Origin of the sequence: Curtobacterium sp. MCBA15_016 (assembly GCF_001865105.1) — a bacterium.
Taxonomy (GTDB): Bacteria; Actinomycetota; Actinomycetes; order Actinomycetales; family Microbacteriaceae; genus Curtobacterium.
Genome location: NZ_MJGR01000002.1, coordinates 60019 through 82541, shown reverse-complemented (window position 1 = coordinate 82541; position 22523 = coordinate 60019). Strand labels below are relative to the sequence as shown.

At 70.3% G+C, this 22523-nt stretch carries 20 protein-coding genes; 8 read left to right on the top strand and 12 right to left on the bottom strand.

Going from position 1 to position 22523, the window contains the following annotated elements; genetic code table 11:
* Positions 1-13 precede the first annotated feature (13 nt).
* The 5 genes from BIV03_RS01705 to BIV03_RS01685 all read left to right on the top strand — a co-directional run bounded on the left by BIV03_RS01705 (position 14) and on the right by BIV03_RS01685 (position 4595).
* Positions 14-1018, top strand: a complete 1005-nt coding sequence (locus BIV03_RS01705; RefSeq protein ID WP_071294410.1) for a DnaJ C-terminal domain-containing protein — start codon at positions 14-16, stop codon at positions 1016-1018.
* Between the two features lie 126 nt (positions 1019-1144).
* Positions 1145-1555 (top strand): heat shock protein transcriptional repressor HspR, encoded by a 411-nt coding sequence (locus tag BIV03_RS01700; RefSeq protein WP_070419260.1) that lies wholly within the window; start codon positions 1145-1147, stop codon positions 1553-1555.
* 35 nt (positions 1556-1590) lie between these two features.
* Positions 1591-2733, top strand: coding sequence for a class I SAM-dependent methyltransferase (locus tag BIV03_RS01695; protein ID WP_071294409.1), 1143 nt, complete (start codon positions 1591-1593; stop codon positions 2731-2733).
* Between the two features lie 179 nt (positions 2734-2912).
* On the top strand, positions 2913-4127 hold the full coding sequence (locus BIV03_RS01690) for an acyltransferase (protein WP_071294408.1): 1215 nt from the start codon (positions 2913-2915) through the stop codon (positions 4125-4127).
* Positions 4128-4193: 66 nt separating this feature from the next.
* Positions 4194-4595, top strand: coding sequence for a DUF3060 domain-containing protein (locus BIV03_RS01685; protein WP_175473753.1), 402 nt, complete (start codon positions 4194-4196; stop codon positions 4593-4595).
* Between the two features lie 56 nt (positions 4596-4651).
* Here BIV03_RS01685 and BIV03_RS01680 read toward each other — a convergent pair whose 3' ends face one another.
* The 4 genes from BIV03_RS01680 to BIV03_RS01665 are packed head-to-tail and all read right to left on the bottom strand — an operon-like array spanning position 4652 to position 10253.
* Positions 4652-5932 (bottom strand): hypothetical protein, encoded by a 1281-nt coding sequence (locus tag BIV03_RS01680; RefSeq protein ID WP_071294406.1) that lies wholly within the window; start codon positions 5930-5932, stop codon positions 4652-4654.
* A 57-nt stretch (positions 5933-5989) separates the two neighbouring features.
* On the bottom strand, positions 5990-7411 hold the full coding sequence (locus tag BIV03_RS01675; RefSeq protein ID WP_071294405.1) for a polysaccharide biosynthesis tyrosine autokinase: 1422 nt from the start codon (positions 7409-7411) through the stop codon (positions 5990-5992).
* Between the two features lie 56 nt (positions 7412-7467).
* A complete protein-coding gene (locus tag BIV03_RS01670; RefSeq protein WP_071294404.1) occupies positions 7468-8928 on the bottom strand; it encodes a hypothetical protein in 1461 nt (486 codons plus the stop codon).
* Positions 8925-10253 (bottom strand): lipopolysaccharide biosynthesis protein, encoded by a 1329-nt coding sequence (locus BIV03_RS01665; RefSeq protein WP_071294403.1) that lies wholly within the window; start codon positions 10251-10253, stop codon positions 8925-8927. Before BIV03_RS01665 ends, BIV03_RS01670 begins: the two co-directional genes overlap by 4 nt.
* A gap of 67 nt (positions 10254-10320) precedes the next feature.
* Here BIV03_RS01665 and BIV03_RS01660 point away from each other — a divergent pair, with 67 nt between their 5' ends.
* Positions 10321-11217: a hypothetical protein gene (locus BIV03_RS01660; RefSeq protein WP_139201828.1), complete on the top strand. Its 897-nt coding sequence runs from the start codon at positions 10321-10323 to the stop codon at positions 11215-11217.
* Between the two features lie 62 nt (positions 11218-11279).
* Here the strand turns inward: BIV03_RS01660 and BIV03_RS01655 are convergent, their stop codons facing one another.
* From BIV03_RS01655 to BIV03_RS01625, 7 genes are all read right to left on the bottom strand, one after another.
* Positions 11280-12455, bottom strand: a complete 1176-nt coding sequence (locus tag BIV03_RS01655; protein ID WP_217637338.1) for a glycoside hydrolase family 1 protein — start codon at positions 12453-12455, stop codon at positions 11280-11282.
* 20 nt (positions 12456-12475) lie between these two features.
* The gene (locus BIV03_RS01650; protein ID WP_071294401.1) at positions 12476-13348 is read right to left on the bottom strand and encodes an alpha/beta fold hydrolase; all 873 of its coding nucleotides are present in this window, start codon (positions 13346-13348) and stop codon (positions 12476-12478) included.
* Positions 13345-15129, bottom strand: coding sequence for an ABC transporter ATP-binding protein (locus tag BIV03_RS01645; protein ID WP_083403131.1), 1785 nt, complete (start codon positions 15127-15129; stop codon positions 13345-13347). The genes BIV03_RS01650 and BIV03_RS01645 overlap by 4 nt, the downstream gene beginning before the upstream one ends.
* Positions 15126-16058 carry an ABC transporter permease gene (locus tag BIV03_RS01640; RefSeq protein WP_071294400.1) on the bottom strand — a complete coding sequence of 311 codons (933 nt, stop codon included), beginning with the start codon at positions 16056-16058 and terminating at the stop codon, positions 15126-15128. Before BIV03_RS01640 ends, BIV03_RS01645 begins: the two co-directional genes overlap by 4 nt.
* Positions 16055-17035 carry an ABC transporter permease gene (locus tag BIV03_RS01635; protein WP_070417091.1) on the bottom strand — a complete coding sequence of 327 codons (981 nt, stop codon included), beginning with the start codon at positions 17033-17035 and terminating at the stop codon, positions 16055-16057. Before BIV03_RS01635 ends, BIV03_RS01640 begins: the two co-directional genes overlap by 4 nt.
* Positions 17032-18762, bottom strand: coding sequence for an ABC transporter substrate-binding protein (locus tag BIV03_RS01630; RefSeq protein ID WP_254789384.1), 1731 nt, complete (start codon positions 18760-18762; stop codon positions 17032-17034). The genes BIV03_RS01635 and BIV03_RS01630 overlap by 4 nt, the downstream gene beginning before the upstream one ends.
* A gap of 236 nt (positions 18763-18998) precedes the next feature.
* Positions 18999-20105, bottom strand: coding sequence for a LacI family DNA-binding transcriptional regulator (locus BIV03_RS01625; protein ID WP_071294399.1), 1107 nt, complete (start codon positions 20103-20105; stop codon positions 18999-19001).
* A 208-nt stretch (positions 20106-20313) separates the two neighbouring features.
* On the opposite strand from BIV03_RS01625, the gene BIV03_RS19385 reads away from it, so the two are divergent.
* Complete coding sequence (locus tag BIV03_RS19385) at positions 20314-20469, top strand: hypothetical protein (RefSeq protein WP_156794780.1); 156 nt, start codon at positions 20314-20316, stop codon at positions 20467-20469.
* 81 nt (positions 20470-20550) lie between these two features.
* On the opposite strand, the gene BIV03_RS01620 is transcribed toward BIV03_RS19385, so the two are convergent.
* A complete protein-coding gene (locus BIV03_RS01620; protein ID WP_254790679.1) occupies positions 20551-21252 on the bottom strand; it encodes a GntR family transcriptional regulator in 702 nt (233 codons plus the stop codon).
* Positions 21253-21359: 107 nt separating this feature from the next.
* On the opposite strand from BIV03_RS01620, the gene BIV03_RS01615 reads away from it, so the two are divergent.
* Complete coding sequence (locus tag BIV03_RS01615; protein ID WP_071294494.1) at positions 21360-22505, top strand: MFS transporter; 1146 nt, start codon at positions 21360-21362, stop codon at positions 22503-22505.
* Positions 22506-22523: the final 18 nt, after the last annotated feature.

Here is a 22523-nt window from a genome sequence, read left to right as displayed (position 1 = left end):
GAGGTAGGGATTCATGGCCAGTCAGGACTGGTTCGACAAGGACTTCTACAAGGTCCTCGGCGTCGACAAGACGGCGAGCGATGCTGAGCTGAAGAAGACCTACCGGAAGCTCGCGCGGCAGTACCACCCGGACTCCAACCCGGGCGACGCCGCCGCCGAGAACCGCTTCAAGGAGATCAGCGAGGCGTACTCGGTGCTCTCCGACAAGGAGCAGCGCCAGGAGTACGACCAGGTCCGCGCCATGGGCTCCGGCGCCCGCTTCACCGCGGGTGGCCCGGGCCAGGGCGGCGGCTTCGAGGACGTCTTCGGCGGCATGTTCGGCCAGGGCGGGGGCGGACAGCGTGTCCGCTTCGGCCAGGGCGGAGCAGGTGGCGCCGGCGGCTTCGAGGACATCCTCGGCGGGATGTTCGGCGGTGGCGGCGGCTTCGGCCAGACCACCGGCGGCTACCGCGGCTTCGGTGGGCCGACGAAGGGCCGCGACGTCACCGCGACGACGACTCTCGACTTCACCACCGCGATCGCCGGCGACACCGTCAAGCTCTCGCAGGGCAACGGCCGTCCGGTGAACGTCCGCATCCCCGCGGGGGTCGCGGACGGGCAGAAGATCCGGCTGCGTGGGCGCGGCGAACCCTCGCCCGACGGCGGAGAGGCCGGTGACCTCGTGGTCACCGTCACCGTCCGCAAGCACCCGGTGTTCGAGCGCGACGGGCAGAACCTGCGGCTGGACGTCCCCGTGACGTTCGTCGAGGCGGCGCTCGGCGCGACGATCGAGGTCCCGACGCTCGGCGGCTCCACCGTCAAGCTGAAGGTCGCACCCGGCACGCCGTCGGGTCGCGTCCTCCGTGTCAAGGGCCGCGGCGTCGCCACCAAGAACGGGACGGGCGACCTGCTCGCGACCGTCCAGGTCGCGGTGCCGTCGCACCTGACGGACAAGCAGCGGGAAGCGGTCGAGGCCCTCGCCGAGGCCCTGCCCGACGAGGACCCCCGAGCGGACCTCCTCGCCAAGGCGCGCAGCTAGCGCTCCGCGACCACAGCAGTAGACCGGGTCTGGAGGCACGGCGCGGCTCCGTCAGGAATGCGCGCCGTGCCTCCAGTCTGGTTTCCGGACCATGCGAACGACGGAAAGGAACACGCCATGACCGACATGGACGAGAACTCGCCCGTCTTCGCGATCGCGATGGCGGCGGAGCTCGCCGAGATGCACCCACAGACGCTGCGGCAGTACGACCGGCTCGGCCTGGTCGTGCCCGGCCGCACGCGCGGCGGGTCGCGCCGGTACTCGATGCACGACGTCGCGCAGCTGCGCGAGATCGCACGCCTCGGGTCCGAGGGCGTCTCGCTCGAGGGGATCCGCCGCGTCCTCGAACTCGAGAACGAGAACCGCGCGCTCCGTGCGCGCGTCAGCGAGCTGGAGACGGCCCTCGCCGACCAGCTCATCAGCCGGCCGGGCGCCCGCGTGTTCGCGGCGACCACCACCGGCGGAGCAGTGCCGCTCCGTGCCGGCATGCGGCCGCAGCGGAACACGCAGATCGTGCTCTACCGCGGGCCGCGCTGACCCGTCCCCACCGGGACCATCGGTACGCTGGCGCCGTGCCACCGGACTTCGCCGACTTCTTCCGCCGCCGCGACGACGACGCGCCGGACCTCATCGCGATCGACGGTACGGACCGCTTCATCCTCGACGAGGCGCCGCACGTGCACGGCGACGCGCTCCGGCAGCCCGGCGAGGTCGCCGTCGTCGACGACCGGTACGGCGTGCTGACCCTCGGGGCGATCACGGTGCACGGTGCGTCGGACGTCCGGGTCGTGCAGGACTCCCTCGTCGGGGTGCGTGCGCTCGAGGCCAATGCCGGCACCTTCGGACGCCGGGGCTTCCACCACCCCTCGTCGCTCGAGCAGGCGTTCCGGGACGTCCGGCTCGTGCTGCTCCGGCTGTCGAAGTCGAACGACCGGCTCGACGAGCTCGCCCGCGCCGTCGCCCGGTTCGCCGCGCCCGACGTCGTGCTGCTGTGCGGCGGGGTGTCGAAGCACATGAACCTCTCGCAGAACGACGTCCTGCGCCGGTACTTCGGCGACGTGACGGCGTCCCGCGGCCGTGGGAAGTCGCGGCTGCTGATCGCGCAGGACCCGCTCCGCGCCCAGGCGACCCGGGCGGACGCGACGAACCCGTGGCCGCGGTCGGTGCACGTCGACGACCTCGGGATGACGCTCGTCGCGCACGGCGGGGTGTTCGCCGGGACCTCGCTCGACCAGGGCACCCGGGTGCTGCTCGACGCGATGGACGATGCGGTACCCGGCGCTCGGACCGCCGTCGACCTCGGCTGCGGGAACGGGGTGATCGCCACCGCTCTCGCGCGGCGTCGACCGGGCATCCGGGTGATCGCCACGGACGTGTCGCAGATCGCCGTGGCGTCGACGATCGCCACGGCCGAGGCGAACGGCGTGGCGGACCGGGTGCTCGTCGTCCGGAGTGACGCCGGCGACGAACTCGACGAGGGCTCCGCGCAGCTCGTGCTCTGCAACCCGCCGTTCCACGCGGACACGACCGTGACCACGGACGCGGCCGAGGCGATGTTCCGGAACGCGGCCACGATCCTCCAGTCCGGCGGGGAACTGTGGTGCGTCTGGAACTCGCACCTGCGGTACCGGCCGGTGCTGGAGCGGTTCGTGGGGGCGACGCGGCAGGTGGTGCGGACGCCGAAGTTCACGGTGACGGCGTCGCGGCGGGCGTGACCGCGAGCAGAATGCAACATGTTTAGCAGGCGGTTCCCGGCGTCCGTAGCGTCTCGACGTCCGCCGGGGTTCCTCCCTCACAGCGACGTCGATCCGCCAGCACTCCACACCTGACCACTGCGACGTAGCCACGACCCCGCGCGGGCTGTACACACAGTCCGAACCGTTGGAGTCGCCCCTTGGCACACCTCGCCAGCCCCACCCGCGCACGCCCCCAGCTCGACTTCCTCGACGGATTCCGCGGAGCCCTCGTCCTGCTCGTCGTCACCGGTCACGCGATCGGCTACAGCGGTCTCCGTGGAGAGATCGCCGGAGCCGATCCGGCCCTCGGTCAGTTCCTCGTCGCGGTCGAGCTGCGCGTCCCGATGTTCTTCGTGCTGTCCGGGTACGTCCTGATGATCGCCGTTGCGCGCGATCCCGAACTCAGACTGCGCGGCGGGATGGCCGGGCACGTCCGCCGCCGCGCCCGACGACTCCTCTTGCCCTACTTCGCAGCGCTCGCCCTCTCCCTCGGCCTGATCGCCACCGTTCCACTCCTGCAGATTCCGGCAGGTACCGCCTGGGACCCTCGGATCCCCGTGACGTGGGAGAGCGTCGTCACGCATGCGCTCCTGGTGCACAACTTCCTCCCCGAGGGGTTCTTCCGCATCAACGCACCGCTGTGGACGATGGCCGTGGAATGGCAGCTCGGCTTGCTCATGCCACTGCTCCTCGTGTTCTGGCGTCGGAGGTCTCCCCTGGTGGTCATCCTGCTCCTGCTCCTGCTCGCGGGCGCCTCCAGCGCCACGGGCGTGATGGACTGGTCCGCGCCGATCCTGCTGCCGCTCTTCGCCCTCGGCATGTACGCGGCGCACGTCACCCACCGCGACGACGTTGCCGATCCGGTGACCACGGCGATCCTCGGCCGTCGCTGGCTGGGGATGACGTGTTGCACGGTGCTGATCGTCGGCGCCGTGCTGGTCGGGATGCTCGAGGCGTCGATGCTGCGCGGCCTGCCGACGATCGCGTTGCGGTGGGCACTCGCCGGATCGGCCGCCGCGATCTTCCTCGCGCTCGTCACCCACCGGCAGTCGGTTTCGGCGCACTCACCGACCACGGCACTCGCCCACGACGTCCTTGCCTGGGCGCCGCTGCGGCACGTCGGGTTGATCTCCTACAGCGCGTACCTCATCCACAGCCCGATCCTCGCGATCGCGAACCTCGTGATGATCGGGACCGGTCTCCCGACTGCGTTGATCGTGGTGCTGCAGCTCCTCGTCACGACGCCCGTCGTGTTCGTCGTCGGCCTGCTGTTCGCCGTGTGCTTCGAACGGCCCGTGATGAGCGCACGGCAACGGGCAGCGCTCGACCGACTCCTGCCAGGTCGTCCCTACCGATCTGTCGACAGTATTTGATATACTGAAGGTGATGTCACGATCAACCCGAAGGGAACCACCATGAAGCGCCTCCTCCTCACCACGATGATCGCCGCCGCAGCGGTTTCGCTCGCAGGATGCACCTCCGGCGCGCCGGAGCCCCACGAGAAGGTCGCCGAGTCGACGCCGAAGGCAACGATCACATCGACCCCAGTCCCTGGGTACACACCGCCCACCGGAACCTGCGACGACGGCACCGCGACCATCATCGCCGACGTCGAGGAGATCGCACTGCCGGACGGCTGCGCGAACGTACGGATCGTCAGCAGCGCGTCGACGATCACGCTCGGACCGGTCGAGCACCTGCAGATCGAGGGCAACGACAACAGCGTCACCGTGGCGTCTGTGGACGAGATCGCAGTGTTCGGCGATCGGAACGACATCGGACACGGCGGCGAACCGACGGTGGACGACGAGGGCGCCGAGAACACGATTGCTGCGAAGTAGTCCCCAGTGACGACGAAGGGCCCCGCTCGACGAGCGGGGCCCTTCGCGTCTGCGCGCTACCCGACGGTCGTGCGGAGTGCTTCGAGGTACCCGAAGCCGTCCTGGGCGTTCGGGATCAGCCCCGGCCCGCCCTCTGCCCACTCGGAGACGTTGTACACGGTGATCATGCGTGGCAGCCCCTGCTGGTCGATCGCGCTGACTGTCTTCCGGAGGAGTCGGCGGAACGACTCCGGCGAAGCACCGGCGACGGCGTACGACGACGGATGGGGCTTGACGGTCTCGAGGGACGTGAAGACACCGGGGACGGTGTTCTGCCGGCCGAACGCAGTCGTCGTGTCCAACGAGTCGACGTAGGCGTCGTACCCGTCGTTCGTCGTCGCGCCGGCGTACTTGCCGTCGTACGACGAGAAGTACACGTTGACGTGGTCGTCTCGGAGCGAGTCGGCGTTCGCGGCGATCACACCGCCGTTGCGGGCGAGCACGGTCACACCGTCGTACCCGATCGATCGAAAACGATCGGCGAGATCTCGGAGGAACGCCGTCGACTTCGCACTTCCCTGGTAGTTGTCGAAGTTGCCGCGGAGCGCCTCGAGGTCCCAGACGTTGACCACGGCGTAGCGTCCGCCGTCCACTGCTTCGGTGTGAGCCCACGGATGGGCTGCCACGAACGCGACGAGCTCCTGCGCCCGCCGGCTGATCTCGGCGGCACCACCCTTGTTCGCGAGCGGGAGGACGTAGCCGAGAGCCTTCGCGTTCGGGGTCTCCTCGAAGTAGGCGTGCGACCAGGTGCCGTCCTTCGACCAGGACGAGGAGAAGCCGGCGGCGTTCGGGAAGCTGACCGCGTCGACGCCGCCCGATGCCAACCAGTAGGCGATCCAGCCCAGGACATCGGGGTCGTCACCACGGTAGTTGCCGATCAGCGGAGCCCGCGACGGGTCCCAGCCCGGCGCGGCCACGCCGTCGCCGGTGTTGTCGGGCTTGTTCCACCGCCAGTCGTACCAGCCGTTCCAGTCCGACGACGCCAACGAGGTCTCGTTGCCGAACCCCTGGTACCAGTGCGCGACGACGTCGATGCCGGAGTCGATCGTGGCTGCGGGCGGACTGTCGAGTCGCCCGAAGTCGAACGGCACGTCGCTGACCGCGCAGGCGGCGTTCTGGGGCGTCCCGAAGTCCGTGCGGTAGGGAACATCCGCCGCCGGAGTCGTCGGCCACGAACACCCCGGATGCTCGCTCGCCTGGGTGGGGCCGCCCGCGACGATGCGGTGGAGCACGAGAATCGAGGCGAGGACGACAGGGAGGGAACGAAGGGCGAGCCGGACCGGCTTGGTGAACTGCATGGCGAGAGGGTAGCTCCGGCCGGTATGTCGTCACGAGGAATATGTATGCATGCGATATCAGGCTCGCCGACGCGCCGCCCCCTGGACACTGACGGGCCCCGTGGCGACAGCCGGCGCGTCGCCGTAGTAGCCGCCGTAGACACCGTAGGAGAAGTCGCCACCACGGCGGGCCGGCAGCATGGTCAGGACCACGCCGAGGATGCGCGCCTCGATCTTCTCGAGACGGTCGAGGGCTGCGCGGAGATGTGCCTTGCGCCCTGACCGGGCGGACGCCGCGACGATGACACCGCTGCAGACCTTCGACAGGACCGCGGCATCGGTGACCGGCAGCAGTGGGGGCGCGTCGACGACGATGAGGTCGTACGTGCGGCCGAACTCCTCCATGAGGACTTGCATGCTCTGGGATCCGAGTAGCTCGCTCGGGTTCGGCGGGATCCGACCCGCGGGCAGGATGTGCAGGCCACCGTCGCCCCATTGCTGGACGACGTCACTCGGCTCAGCACGCCCGACCAGGACATCGGAGAGACCGGCGGCGCCCTCGAGGTCGAACACCTGGGCGACCCGCGGCCGGCGGAGGTCCGCGTCGATGAGCAGCACGCGGGCATCCGAGTCGGCCATCGCGATCGCGAGGTTGGTCGACGTGGTGGTCTTGCCCTCCGACTGCATGGCGGACGTCACCATGACCGTCTGCATCTCTGCGTGACCGGCGAGGTAGGCGATGTTGGTGCGCAGGTCGCGGATCGCCTCACCCAGCGCGCCGCGGGGTGCGTGCCGCATGAACAACGACTGGGTCTCGTGGTCGGGGTTGAAGCCGATCGCGCCGAGGACGGGCAGGTCGGCCACCGCCGCCACGTCCGAAGCGGTCCGGATCCTCGTGTCGAGCATCGAGCGGATGAAGAGCGCGGCGATGGCGAGTGCGAGGCCGAGGAGCGTCCCGAGCGCGAGGTTGAAGGACGGCCGCGGATCGATCGGGCCGGTCGGCTGCGTCGCCGGCTGGAGGGTGGTCACCTTGACCGGGCTGCTGCCGTCGGCGAGCGGCTGCTCGAGATCCTCGACGACGGCGCCGATGCTCGTACCGATCGTGTTCGCGATCCGGGTCACCTGCGCCGCATCGTGCCCCTGCACGGACACGTCGAGCAGCTGCGAACCCTTCGGCGTCGAGACCGACACGTCGGACGCCAGCGCCTTCGGCGTCCGATCGAGACCGAGTTCGCGCACGACCGGCTCGAGGACCGGAGCGCTCGTGACGACCGGGACGTAGCCGAGCACCTTCGCCTGGGCGGCACTCGAGCCCTGGTTGAGCTCGGACGCGCTCTGCGACTGGCCGGTCTGCACTGCGACGTAGAGGCGCGTGGTCGCCTGGTACGACGGCGTGCTTACCACAGTGAGGGCGACCCCACCCGCGGCACCGAGCAGGGCACCGAGGAGCAGGAGCCACCAGCCGGAGCGGAGCAGACGCATCGCGTTCGAGAAGTCCATGGGTACTCGTCTCGTTGAAGGAGGTGGTTGGCTCAATGATATATCACATGTGATTGTCATTCAAGGGTGCGACGCTTCGCGGTGCCGAGGATCATTCCGAGCGCCACGAAGTACGGCGCGGCCGAGTTCGGACTGAGGGCGACCTCGTTGAAGGTCGCGTTGGCGAGGAACCCGAGGATGAGCGCGAGCGCGCCGAGTCGCAGGCGCGCATCGGCGAGGTGGCGGGCATGCGCGATCACCGACCAGAAGAACACGGCGTAGAGGAGGATCCCGGGGATGCCGAGCTGTGCGATGATCACGCCGACGCCGGACTCCTGGACCTCGGATTCACTCCCGCCGTCGAAGAGCCCGGCGAGCACACCGACGTTCCCGACGCCGCGTCCGAGCGGATGCCCGGGCAGCTCGACGAAGGCCGCGGTGAACCCACCGACGTGTGCCGCCGTCGAGCCACTCGAGTTGTCCAGGGTGAAGAGGTAGAACCCGGCGCCGGCCCCCACGACGACGATGATCGACAGCACGCGCACGACCGGGTGCGCGTAGACCTGCGCCCAGAGCGCGACGAGGATCAACACCGACAGGAAGAAGCCCTTGCTCACCGTCATCACGGCACCGACGGCGGTCAACAGCATGACGAGCCGGCTCCGGACGAGCATGGCGGCGGTGAACGCGGCGAAGAGGAAGGTCCCGAAGTTCACGGGGTCGGCGAACGACGACACCATCCGACGGACGATCTCGCCGTCGAACTCCTCGGACGAGTAGAAGTTGGCGGGGAGCGGACGGACGTCGGCGATGCCGAGACCCTTCGCTTCCCACAGGTGGCGCAGACCTGCTCGCTCCCAGAACTGCGGCGCACTCAGCTCGAAGAAGCCGAACAGTACGGTGCACGCCCCCAGCACCGCCAGTGCCCCGAGGTAGCGGTTCACCCGCGTCTGGGTCGACGCCAACAATCCGATGAGCAGGAAGAGCATCGGCGTCACCAGGTTGCGGAACGAGGCGACGGCAGCGACGGGTTCCGCGCGGAAGAGCACGAGCCCGAGCGCGGTGAAGACGAGGAGCCCGGCGATCACCAGGACAGATCGGCGGACGAGCACCGTCCGGCTGTCGGCGACCGGGTCGGGGACCGCGGCCGTGGACGCGCGAGGGCGACACACGGCGAGGATCGCCACGAGCAGCACGGCATCGACGAAGTTGAGGATGATGATGACCTGGAGGGCGCTCGGCGCCACGTCGTCGGCGACGAGCAGGAGGTACAGGTTCTGGGTGGCAGAGATGACGGTGGGCACGAGCACGAAGCCCGACATGTCCGCTCCGCTCCGCACAGCGTGGATCGCCGGGACCACGAGCAGCGCGAGGAGGAAGGTGCCCACTGCTGCGAGCTGGAGCGCACCGTCGAGTGCGCTCGACGCGAGCACCCCGGCGACGAAGACCGCGAGCAACAGGATCGGGAAGAGCAGGCCGGGACGCGGGGCTCCGACCGACGACGCGATGCGCGCAGGCGACGACACGAGGGCACTCACGCGGCACCTCCGGGGAGACGTCGCACCACTGCGGCCCCGACGACGACGAGATCCGAGCGTCGCAGGCCGACGAGGCGCCGCGGGTCGTAGCCGAGTACGCGGTGCAGTGCGATCGCGTTCACGAGTGCGATCGCGACGCCGCCGCAGAGCGTCGAGACCGCCGCGGCCATGACCCCGATCGCCGGGGTCAGCACGAGCAGGACGGCGATGTTCACGAGGCAGCCGAGCACGAATGCCAGACTGCGCACACCGGGCCGTCCGCGCGCGATGAGCGCCGAACCTCCGATCGTGGACGCGCTTCCGATGCACGTCGCGACCAGCAGGACGAGCACGAGCGGGACGGCACCGACGAAGTCGTCGCCGAACGCGACGGGGACGAGCAGCGGTGCGGCGAACGCGAGGACGACGGACACGACGAGCACCGCGCTCGAGGCGATGCGCGCAGTCCGTGCCAGGCGCTCGTCGGACCGATCAGCGGCGTCGGCACTGAACGAGACGTCGCGCGCCGCGTCGCTGATCACTCGTGGGAGTTCGGCGACGGTGACCGCGACGACGTAGAGCCCGAGCGCCTCGACGCCGACCAACGGTGTCAGGAGGGCCTGGTCGAGCCGGAGCAGGAGCGCGCCCGAGACGCTCCCGATCCACACCCGCGCGCCGTACCCGAGCATCGATCCCATCGTCGGGCCGGTGCCCGGAGCAGCGGCTGCGCTCGGACGAATGGCCGTGCGCCGGAGGAGACCGAGGTAGGCGAAGCCGCCCAGGACGGGCGACAGCGCGAGCACCGCCACCGCCAGCTCGATCGAGAGCGAGCCCGCCATGGCCGCCCCGCCGATGCCGCAGAGCCGGACGGCGGCCGTGATGAACCGCTCCACGGCGACGAGTCGCCAGCGACCGGAGCCCCCTGCGGCCGCCTGCAGGACCAGGACGACGAGACTCGGCAGGACGGCGCACGCGGCGATCGAGACCAGACGTGCGAGCGGCGCGTCGCCGCCGGCGAACCAGTCGCTCAGCATGACGAGGGCGACCGTCACCAGCACGGCGACGACCGCGACGAGCAGCGCCCCCCGGAGGACCAGCCGCCCGAGTGGACCAGTCCGTCGGGCCGCGTGGAAGGTGACGGACGCCGGGACACCGATCGTCCCGATCGTCGTGGCCAGCAGCAGCGGCGCCGTGACGGATGCGACAGCCCCCCGACCGTCGAGTGACAGCCCGTGCGCGAGGATCGGTGCCGTCGCGAGCGCCGCGAGCGGAGCGAAGGCGCTCCCCGCGATCGTGATGAGCGTGTCCGAGCCGTGGCGGCGGGACGGTGTCGGGTCAGTGTTCACGCAACTAATATAACAAATGCTAGGTATTGAGCGCCAGACTTCCCCCGCACCCGCTAAGGTCGTCATCGTGCGATGGAGTCGAGTGGGCTGGCCCGCCGTCGGGTACGTCTCCCTCGAGGACGTCGACGGCTACCCCGAACACCTCGCACGCCTGGTGACCGACGCCCCGCCGTCCGTGGCCGCCCTCGCGTCCGTCACGTGGAGCGAGTCCCGCATCCAGAACTGGCGCATCGAGGAGGCCGGCCGCCACGGTGACGCCGGCGTCGACGCGACACCGACCCACACCGTCCACGCCGTGTTCGTCGTCCGCAACGACGAGGTGCTCGACACCCCGGACGGCCTCTGGCGCCGGTGGAACCACGCGCGGGTGTCCCTCCGCTTCGACCGTGCCGTGCTCGATCCGTCCGACACGGAGGCGCTCGACCTGCTGGCCGGTGACGTCCACGTCTCCCGCGGTGAGATCGCACACGTGGACGCCGACGTCTGGGAACTGCGCCTGCTCGTCTCCCCCACCGGCGAGCTCGCGATCCACTTCCGCGACGTCGTGATCGAGGTGCGGCCGGTCGACGAAGAGGACTGGGCAGCGCTCGAGTCACGCCCTGCCCACGGCTGGCACGGCCCGGTCCCGGACGGCTGGGTGGAGTGGGCGACCCCGGCGGTGCGGGCTGCGGCGCACGGAGACGTCGGCGGCCTCTCGCTGGCGCTCGACGGCATCGGTCAGGACCCCGCTGGCATCGACGAGGTCGACCCGCGGTGGGGCTTCGCGCCGCTGCACGCGTCCGTCTGGTTCGACAACCGCGGCACGACCGAGGCACTGCTCGAACGCGGTGCTGACGTCCGGGTCGAGGACGCCGAGGGGCGGACCGCGATGGACATCGCCCACGAGCGCGGCGCACGCCGGGCGGAGGAGATCCTCCTGGCCTGGTTCGACCGGCCGGCGCACGAGCCGACCCAAGCCGACTGACGACGGACGGGAGGCGCGGTGCCAGCTGGCACCGCGCCTCCCGTCCGCCCTCCGGCTGGGTCTCAGACCGTGAGCGCGTTGGCGGCGGCGACCCGCCCGTACCACCGCGCCGAGTCCTTCGGCGTCCGGGCGAACGTCACCGGGTCCCACGACACGAGCCCGAACGTCGGGCGGAAGCCCGACGCCCACTCGTAGTTGTCGAGCAGCGACCAGTGCTGGTAGCCGAGGACCTCGATGCCGTCCTCGATGCAGGCGTGGATGCCCTCGAGGGCGCCCTGCGTGTAGGCCACCCGGCGGGAGTCGTCGGCGGTGGCGATCCCGTTCTCGGTGATCATCAGCGGAACGTGCCCGGAGAGCTCCCACGCGCTGCGGAGCCCGTCGGCCGAGGCCTCGGGGTAGAACTCCCACCCGGTCAGGGTCGTCTCGACGTCGTCGGCCACCGGGAGCGGGCCCGACGGTCCGATGAAGGTGCGGGTGTAGGCCTGCACCCCCAGGAAGTCGTCGCCGGCGGCGTTCTCGAGGTACCAGTCGTCGCGCGGGTACCCGTACTCGCGGAGCATCTCGTCGGCACCGGGTTCGCCGGTGGACTTGAAAGCCTGCGTCGCGATGGTCCAGCCGGACTGCAGGCCGGACACCTGCGACAGGACCTCCCGCGAGCGCTTGTGCGAGGCGAGCAGGGCGTCGGCGACCCCGAGGTCCGGGTTCGGCAGGCCGTAGGCGACCAGGTTCGCCGCGTCCTCACCGCCGGCCAGCATCGCCGCGATGTTCGGCTCGTTGATCGTGCAGACGTAGCGGACGCCGTCCTGTACGACGGGGAGCGCGGCCTCGGTGTAGCGGGCGAACAGGTCGGCGGCGTCGGGGGCGCGCCAGAAGCCGTCGCGTTCGAACCAGCGCGGCACGGTGAAGTGCATGAGCGTGACGATCGGTTCGATGCCGAACTCGTGGCAGGTCTCGACCATGCGGCGGTAGTGGTCGATCTCGGCGCGGCTGACGAACCCGCGCTCGGGTTCGATCCGTGCCCACTCGATGCTGAACCGGTAGGAGTTCAGCCCGAGGTCGGCCGCGATGCGGATGTCCTCGCGGTACCGGTGGTAGCTGTCGGCGGCGTCACCCGAGGGCTCGACGATGGTGGTGTCGGGCTCGTGCTCGTGCACCCACCAGTTGCTGTTGACGTTGTTGCCCTCGATCTGGTGCGCGGCGGTGGCGGCGCCCCAGAGGAAGCCCTTCGGGAACTGCAGCGTGGTGATGATCGTGCCTTTCAGTGCTGTGACAGGAAGCGGTCGAAGGTGTGGAGCGTCGCCGACGGGTTCTCGACCTGCGGGCCGTGGTAGCTCTCGGGGATGACCTCGTAGACGGCGCCGGTGTCCTCCGCCATCTGCCGCTGCCAGGGGATCGGCCAGGCGCCGTCCCACTCGCCGTGGGTCACGAGCACCGGGAGCCCGGTGGCGCGGAGTGCGGCGGAGGAGTCGGTGTGGTCCTCGAGGATGTGCCCGCCGGCGACGACGCTCGCGGGGTCGTGCGCGTCGAAGCGGTCACGGACGAACCGGGCGTCGTCGGGGAGTTCCTCGTCGGGCCGGTACGCCCAGAGCGGGTTGGTGGAGTCGAACAGCTGGCGGAGGTTGCCGGCGGTGTCGTGCAGGATCGTCAGCTCGGCGACCTTGCGGTAGGGCCAGCCGTACGGTCCGGAGCAGAACTGCACCACGTCGCGGAAGGCGCTCGGGTCGGCGATGGCCGCCTCGCGGACGATCACGCCGCCGAGCGAGTGGCCGATGAGGTGCACGGGAGCGCCGTCGTCGAGCAGCCGTGCGACCCGGACGACGTCGGCGGCCTCTTCCTCGAGTCGGTAGCCGTTCGGCCCCGATGCGCGCGCCGAGTCGGCCTGGCCGCGACGGCTGATCGCCACCGCGGTCCAGCCGGCGTCCCGGAGGAGCGGCATGAACGTGCGCCAGTCCTCCTTCGAGCCGGTGTACCCGGGCACGACGAGGACGGTGCCCTTCGACGGCCCGGGAGGCACGACGCGGTACGCGGTGAGTCGGCCGACGGGGAGGTCGATGCCGACGACGTCGACCCCCTCGGGGGTGGGCAGGTGGCCGAACGGCGGAACGGACGGGAAGTCGCGGAGCGTGCTCATGCCAGCAGCGCCCGTCGTGGGTTCGGCACCGCGTCGAGCAGCGCCACCGTGTAGTCGTCCTGCGGGTGCTGCAGCACCTCGGCCGTGCGGCCCCGTTCGACCACGGCGCCGTCGTGCAGCACCATGATGTCGTCCGTGATGAGCCGCGCACTGAGCAGGTCGTGCGTGATGTAGAGGAGCGAGACGCCCCACTGCTCGCGGAGGTCCTCGAGCAGTGCGAGCACCCCGGCGCGGAGCGTCACGTCGAGCATCGAGACCGGCTCGTCGGCGATGATCACCTGCGGGTCGGACGCGAGCGCCCGGGCGATGACCACGCGCTGGCGCTGGCCACCCGAGAGCTGGTGCGGGAGCTTCTGCGCGAACTGCTCCACCGGCGTCAGGCCCACGGTCTCGAGCAGCTCGAGCACGCGCTTCCGGGCATCGCGCCCGCGCAGGTTCGTGTAGTTCGCGACGGGGCGGGACAGCGTGTACTCGACCGTGTGCAGCGGGTTGAGCGCGGCGTACGGGTCCTGGAACACCATCTGCACCTCGGAGCGGAGGTCCTTCAGCCCCCGTCGCCCGAGCTTCGCCACGTCCGTGTCGCCGAACCGGACCGTGCCGGTCGTCGGCTTCTCGACGCCGGTCAGCATCTTCGCGATCGTCGACTTGCCCGAACCGGACTGGCCGACGAGGGCGAGCGACTGCCCGGGTTCGAGGGTGAACGACACGTCGCGCACCGCCTGCACCGGCTGCTCGCCGCGACGGGGTGCCGGGTAGGTCTTGACGAGGTGGTCGACCACGATCGGGTTGCGGGCGGCGCTGCGCTCGCGGGAGCCGACCGTGCTGAACGACGTCGTGGTCTCCTGGCGGGTCGCCGACGGGTCGCGCTGCGACCGGTCCGGGAAGCCCGGCAGGCTCACGACCTCGGCACGCGGGTCGGCGTAGTGCGACAGCAGCATCTGCGTGTACTCGTCCTGCGGGTCGCGGAGGATCTCCTTCGAGCCGCCGTCCTCGACGATGCGGCCCTCGTGCATGACGAGCACGCGCTCGGTCGCCTCGAGGACGATGCCGAGGTCGTGGCTGATCAGGATGGCCGTGAAGCCCTCGGACTGCTGCAGCTCGATGATGGTGTCCATCACGGCGTGCTGCACGAGCACGTCGAGCGCGGTGGTCGGCTCGTCGAACACCATGAGCTGCGGCTCGAGCGAGAGCGCCAGCGCGATCGACACGCGCTGCCGCATGCCGCCGGACAGCTCTCCCGGGTACCGGGCGAGCATGGCGGTGGGGAGCTTCACCTTCTCGATGAGCTCCTTCATCCGGGCGTCCCAGCGATCACGCGACACGTGGCCGTGGGCTTTGAAGATGTCGATGAAGTGGTTGCGGATGGTCCGCACCGGGTTGAGCGCGTTCATGCCGGACTGCAGCACCATCGCGAACCCGCCCTGGCGCTGCTGCCGGAGGGCTTCCTCGTCGAGGTCGCGGATGTCGTGGCCGCCGAAGAAGATGTTGCCGCCGTTGGTCCGCGCCGGCGGCTTCTGCAGCCGGGTCAGCGCGTAGCCGAGGGTCGACTTGCCGGAACCCGACTCCCCGACCAGGCCGACGAACTCGCCCTTCCGCAGCTGGAAGGACACATGGTCGACCGCCTGGACGGCCTCCTGGCCGGCCGATTCGTACACGACCGACAGGTCGCGGACGTCGAGCAGCACGTCCTGCGCGGCGCTCGTGGCGTCGGACGGGAGGCGCGTGGCGGCGCCGTCCCGCGCCTCCAGGCCGTCGATCGGTTCGGAACGCGAGCCGCTCATGCGGTGGCCTCCTTGCGCTTGCGACGCGCGCCTTCGCGCAGTCGCGGGTTGGACACGGCGTCGACGCCGAAGTTGATCAGGGTCAGGCTCATCGCGAGGAGTGCGATGCAGAGACCCGGGGCGAACAGCAGGATCCACTGACCGGTCAGCAGGGCGTTCGAGTTCTGCGCCCAGTAGAGGATCGTGCCCCAGCTCACGATGGACGAGTCGCCGAGTCCGAGGAACTCGAGGCCCGCCTCGGCGAGGATCGCGCTCGTGGCCGCGCCGAAGAACGAGCCGACGATGAGGCTCGTCATGTTCGGCAGGATCTCGCGGAACACGATGCGCGTCGCACCGTCGCCGGAGAACTGGGCCGCGGTCACGAAGTCACGACCGCGGAGGGACTGCGTCTGGCTGCGCAGGACGCGCGCGCCCCAGGCCCAGCCGGTGACCACGATCACCGCGATGATGACCGTGATGCCGCCGTTCTGCAGGTACGCGGCGATGACGATCATGAGCGGCAGGCCGGGGATGACGAGGAAGAGGTTCACGATGAACCCGATGACCTCGGCGATCCAGCCGCGGACGTAGCCCCAGCTCAGGCCGATCGCGACGGCGACGAGCGTGGACAGCAGCCCCGCGACGGCACCCACGAGCACGGAGATCCGGGCGCCGTAGATGATCTGCGACAGGACGTCCTCGCCGGCGGCGGTCGTGCCCATCCAGTGCGCACCGGTGGCGTCGGCGCTCCGGGCGAACCCGTTCTGGCTCGCGCCGTACGGGGCGAGGAGCGGGGCGAAGATCGCCACGATCACGAAGACGGCGAGGATGATGATGCCGATCCGGGCCTTGGTGTTGCTCCAGACGACGCCGAACTGGCGGGCGGCGGCTCGGAGTTTGCTCGGGGCGGTGGGTTCTTCTGCTTGCGTGCGAACTGCGATCGTGGTCATCGGCGCGTCCTCGGGTCCAGGACGCCGTAGAGGACGTCCACGATGAAGTTGGCGATGAGCACCGACACGGTGATCATCAGGAAGAGGGCCTGCATGAGCGGGTAGTCCTGCCCGATCACGGCGTTGAACAGCAGGTAGCCGATGCCCGGGTAGCCGAACACCTGCTCGACCAGGACCGAACCGCCGACCACACCACCGAGGGCCAGACCGAAGCCGGTCAGGTTCGGCAGGATCGCGTTGCGGGCCGCGTACCGGATCGCCACGGTGCGACCGCGGAGACCGTTCGCCTCGGCGAAGGTCACGTAGTCGTCACCGAGGGTGTTGATCATGGCGTTGCGCATGCCGATGATCCAGCCGCCGAGGCTCGTCACGAGGATCGTGATCGCCGGCAGCACCGCGTGCTGCAGGGCGTCCCCGAGGAACGCACCGTTCAGGCCCGGGGTCGTCGTCGCGGAGTAGGCGCCCGTGGTCGGGAACCAGTGCAGGACGTAGCCGAGGAAGAACAGCAGCAGGAGCGCCGTCCAGAAGTACGGGAACGTCGACATGAACGAGCCCGACAGGGTCGGCAGCGAGTCCAGCCAGGTGCCGCGCTTCCAGGCCGCGCCGACACCGATCAGGGTGCCGAGCACGAACGCGAGGATCGTCACGACGCCGACGAGGATCAGCGTGTACGGCAGGGCCTGGGCGACGAGGTCCCCGACGGGCTGCGGGTAGAACGTGTAGCTCGTGCCGAAGTCGAGGGTGATGACCTGGTGCAGGTAGCTGACGTACTGGTCCCAGAGGTTGCCGCTCGGGACGCCGAGCTGGGCCTCGATGGCCTTCTTGGTGGCGTCGGTCACCGGGCCGTTCTGGCTGAGCTTCGCGAGAGCGGCGTCGGTCGGGCTGCCGGGCATGAGTCGCGGGAGCACGAAGTTCAGCGTGACCGCGGCCCAGAGGGTCAGGACGAAGAGGACGAGTTTCTGGAGGATGTACTTCACTTCTGGTCCTCTTCGGCCTTGATGATCGCGCGGCCGGCTGCGCTGTCGCGGAGCCGCAGCTTCGAGAAGATGAGCAGCGGTGCCGAGTCGTAGTTCTGCGGCGCCATGTAGGGATCCTCGGCGCTGGGCCAGCCGACGAACTTGCCGGTGTTGAACAGGCCCCAGAGCCCGCCGTAGTACATGCCGATCACGGGCAGGTCGTCGTACACGATCTCCTGCAGCTGGTTCAGGATCTCCTGCTGCTTCGCGGTGTCCGTCGTCGCCTTGTACTCGTCGAGGAGCTTCTGCGTGTCGGCGTTCTGGTACCGCTCGTAGTTGTTCACCGTCGACTTGCCGACCGGCTGGTAGAAGTCGCTCGAGAGCAGGGAGTTGAACGCCTGGTAGACGTCACCGTTGCCCATGCCGCCCATCGCCATGTCGAACTGTCCGTTGTTGAGGTTCGACTGGTAGCCGGCGGGCTGCGGTGCCTGGATGGACACCTTGATGCCGATGGCCGTGAGGTTGCGCTGCACGGTCTGCGCGGCGCGGAGCCAGTCCGAGTAGCCGTTCGCGGTCATGATCGTGATGGACAGCTGCTTGCCGTCCTTCATGATCTTGCCGTCCTGCTCGGTCCAGCCGGACTTCGCGAACGCTTGCTTCGCGGCGTCGACGTCCTGCGCGACCATGCCCTGGTCGGGGATGTCCGGGTTGAGGTACTTCTCCTGGTTCGGCAGGATCAGGCCGGTCTGGCCCGCCGCCGCCAGGTTGCCCTCGGACGCGGTCTCGGCGATGTCGTCGCGGTCCAGGGCGAGGGAGATGCCCTTCCGGACGTTGACGTCGTTGTACGGCGCCTTCGTCAGGTTCGGGATGAGACCGATGACGCCGCCTGCCGGGAACCACCACGTGTTCGTCTTCGACGCCGCTCCCCAGGTGCCCTTCACGTCGGAGATGAAGGAGTACGCCCAGTCGTAGCCGCGCGTGACGGTGTCGAGCTGCGTGTTCGTCGCCGGGAGGATCAGGTGCTTGATGGCGATCTTGTCGGCCTGCCAGTACTTCGGGTTCTTGTCCATCGAGTACTGCTGGTCGGTGTAGTTGCCGAGCACGAACGGACCGGTCCCCACGGGGTTCGGGTCACGCCACGTCGTCGGGTCCTTCACGCCGCCGTAGTGCTTCTCACCGAGGATGTACGTCGCACCGATGATGTTGAGGCTCGGCACGTCGTCGCCCTTGAGGTGGAAGACGACGTGGCCGTCCGTGCTCTCGATGCTGTCGATGTGCTGCCAGGCGCCCTTGACGTCCATCGCCGGGAACTTCTTGAGCAGGTCGAACGTGAAGACGACGTCCTTCGCGCTGAACGGCGAGCCGTCCGACCACTCGACGCCCTTGCGGATCGTCATGTCGATCGTGCGCGCGTCCGGCTGGTCCCAGCTGCTCGCGAGCCACGGGGTGCCCTTGCCGTCGAGGGGGTTGATCTCGATGAGCGGCTCGTACATCCACTTGCTCGCCGTGCGGGCGTTCGCGATGTACGGGTTGAAGTTGCGGTCGAACAGCGGGTTGCCGTGGTCCGCGTTGATGAGCATCGTGTCCTTGCCGATGCTCGGGTCCGGCTGGGACCGGACCTGGATGCTGCAGCCGGTGGCCGCGAGGGCCACGACCGCGATGCCGGCGATGGCCGCGATGAGGCGGCCTCTCCGTCCCCGGCGGGTGCCCGGGGTGCGCGCTGGGACGCGCTGTGGGGGAAGCGTCATTGCTCGGTCGACCTCCGTGTCGAGTCGGTACGGAGACAATGTATGCGCTTACATCGCGTCGCGCAACCGGGCGGGTTGTTTCGCGGGGCGGCACGTGTGCGCGCAGTCCGGACCGCAGTGTGCGAGGTTCCGACCAGCGTGCGGGGGCGCGAGCGTCCCACGGTGCGCAGAACCTCGCACACTGCGGCGACGCGGCGACGCGGGACCTCGCACACCGGCGCAGGCGCAGCCGACACCTACAGCGCCGGCGGGCAGCTCTCGCGCAGGAGCACCTCGACCGGCAGACGCATCGCCCGCGGCGGCCCCTCGCGGCGCTCCAGCCGGTCCACGATCGCCCGCACCGCCGCACGCCCGAGCTCCCCCATCGGCTGGTGCACGGTGGTCAGCCGCGGCGACGAGAACCGACCCGCGTCGATGCCGTCGAAGCCCGTCACGACGAGGTCCTCCGGCACCCGCACACCACGCGCCCCCGCGGCGTCGAGCACCCCGAGCGCCGACTGGTCGTTCGAGCAGACGATCGCCCGCGGGACGGCGTCCCCGTCGAGCAGCTGTGCCGCGAGCTCCCGGGCCCGCGCCCGCCCGAAGTCGCCGTGCACGACACGCACCGACGCCGCCGGCACCCCGTGGTCCTCGAGCGCCTGACGGAACCCCGCGGAGCGTTCGATGTCGTCCGGCGAGTCGATCGGCCCCGCCAGGTACACGAGCGACGACCGGATGCCGAGCCGCCCGATCACGTGCGCGCCGAGTGTCCGCATGCCCGCGGCGTTGTCCACGCTCACCGAGTCGAACCCGTGCGAGCGCCGGTCGTCGGCGAGCACCACGACCGGGATCCGTCGGGCGACGTGTTCGAGCAGGTCGTCCGGCACCGTCTGGGCGAGCACCGCGAGACCGTCGACCCGGCCGGCGACGTCGTTCACGATGACGTCCCGCGAGGACCCCCGCCCCGCGGCCACCATCAGCGCCAGACCCCGCTGCCAGGCCTCGGTCTCGGCGCCGCGCAGGACCTCGTCGAAGTACAGGTTGGACGAGAACGGCTGCGTCACGTGCCGCCGGTCGTCGACGACCCGCACGCCGCCGTCCGTGACGAGGTCGGGGCGTTCGTCCGGCACGACGTCGAACCCGGGCAGCAGCAGTCCGACCACGCCGGTGCGCTTGCCCGCGAGGGCCCGTGCGTTCCCGGAGGGCACGTACCCGAGCGTCCGGATCGCCGCCTGGACCCGGTCGCGCGTGCCCTCGCGGACGGCATCCGGCGTGCGGAGCACGCGGGAGACGGTGGCGATGGAGACGCCCGCCGCGGAGGCCACGTCGTAGACCGTGGGAGGTGCGGTGCGCTGCTCGGCCAAGCCCGTCCCTCCTGTCCGACGTCCGCTGGTGTCGTGCCGCGAGCCGCGCGGCCGGACCATCCTAGGCATGGTGCCGGCCGGGACTTTCCCACATGTGACGGAAACCCCTTGCGCGATCCGGACAGCGCGCGCGACACTGTCACGACCTCAGCACGTCCCGTGAGGAAGCGCACCAACGACGGTGCCCACACACACAGGAGAAGACGCGATGTCCCAATCGACACGGTCCGGCAGCAAGAGCGCGATCCGGCTCACCACCGACGAGGCCGAGGTGCGCGACGCACTGCTCGACCACTCCGACGGCGGCAACGCCTGGATCTTCGACCAGATCGACGCGGCCGAGGACGCGGCGACGAAACCGTAGCGGCCTTCCCGGAGGCGCGGTGCGGGTCCGCCCCGCACCGCGCCCTCTGCAGGTGGGCGCGTCCACGGCACGGCCGTCGCGTCAGCGCTCGGTGCTGCCCACGATCGCCATGCCGGCGCCCCGCAGACGCCGGCGCTCCTGCGCGATCCACGCCAGCAGCCGGTCGTTCGTGCCGGCGACGTGCGCCGCGAGCAGCTCGGCCGCGCGGTCCGCATCCCCGGAGCGCACGGCGTCGATGATGGCGCTGTGCTCCTCCCACGCGGCGTCGCGGGCCTCGGGCGTGCGCACCTCGATCCAGCGCGTGCGCTCCAGTCGGGTGAGTGCGTCGGCGATGGCGTCGGTGATGAACCGGTTGCCGCCGAGCGCGGCGAGGTCGAGGTGGAACGTCGAGCCCATCCGGATGCCGGCCTGCTGGTCGGGCGTCGGCCGGAGGGTGTCGAGGTGGCCGCGGACCTCGGCGAGCTGCTCCTCGGACGCGCGCGCCACCGCGAGCCGGGCGGCGGCGGGTTCGAGGACGCCGCGGAGTTCCGCGAGCGAGGCGATCTCGTCGAGGTCGATCGGGGTGACCGTCCACGAACGACCCTCGTGCAGGATGAGCCCTTCGCGCTCGAGCCGCGACAGGGCTGCGCGCACGGGGGTTCGTGAGGCGTGGAACCGCGCCTCGAGCCCCCGCTCGGAGATGCGCTCCCCCGGGGCGATCTCGAGCGTGAGGATCGCGGCTCGGAGGTTGTCGTAGAGCTGGCTCGTCTGCGACACGGGCGCTGCATCGGTCGTCTCGGTCACGGCGATCCAGCCTAGCGGCGATCGGGACCGGATGGTATACCGTAATGGTATACCAATCCGTTCCACACTGAAACGATCCCGTGACCACCACCTCCCGCGCCTGGACGATGCTCGGCCTCGGCGTCGCCGCCCAGGCCACCGGCACCCTCGTGGTGTCCGCCCCCGCGCTGCTCATCCCGTACCTGCACGCCCACGGCACGACGCTGACCCTCGCCGGACTCCTGGCCGCCGCACCGACGTTCGGCATGGTCCTGACGCTCATCGCCTGGGGTGCGATCACCGACCGCGTCGGCGAGCGCGTCGTCATCGCGGGCGGGCTCGTCCTCACGACCCTCGCGGTCGTCGGGGCCTGGCTGGCAGCGGGCGACCCGGTGCTGCTCGGCCTGGCGTTCCTCGCCGCCGGCATGACGAGCGCCTCGACGAACGCCGCGAGCGGCCGAGTCGTGGTGGGGTGGTTCCCGAAGGAGCGGCGCGGCCTCGCGATGGGCATCCGGCAGATGTCGCAGCCGCTCGGGGTGACGCTCGCGGCCGTCACGGTCCCGCAGCTCGCCGAGGCGGACGGCATCCGCGCGGCCCTCGTCCTGCCCGTCGTCCTGTGCGCCGTGCTCGCCGTGCTGTGCGCGATCGGCATCGCGAACCCGCCCCGCCCCGCGCGTGCGGACGCCCCGGTGGAGCACGTCGCGAACCCGTACCGAGCGAACGGGTTCCTGTGGCGGATCCACGCGGTGTCGGTCCTGCTCGTCGTGCCGCAGTTCACGCTGTCCACGTACGGCCTGGTGTGGCTCGTCGGCCTCGGCTGGTCGACCCCGGCCGCGGGACTGCTCGTCGGGGCGTCGCAGTTCGTCGGCGCCGTCGGGAGGATCCTCGTCGGCGCCTGGAGCGACCGCGCCGCCTCGCGCGTCGGTCCGCTGCGGATCGTCGCGGTGAGCGCCGCCGGGGTGATGGGGCTGCTGGCGGTGGTGGACGCCACGCACCTCGCCGCCGCCGCGGTGTTCCTCGTCGTCGCCACGAGCGTCACCGTCGCGGACAACGGGCTCGCGTACACGTCGGTGGCCGAGGCCGCGGGGCCGTTCTGGTCCGGGCGGGCGCTCGGGGCGCAGAACACCGGGCAGTTCATCGCGGCGAGCGCCGTTGGTCCCGGGGTCGGCGCGCTCGTCGGGGCGCTCGGGTTCGCGGCGTCGTTCTCGATCGTGGGGGTGTTGCCGCTGTTGGCGCTGCCCCTGGTGCCCCGGCGCGATCGTTCCCACGACTGACCGCGGGACGGACGGGAG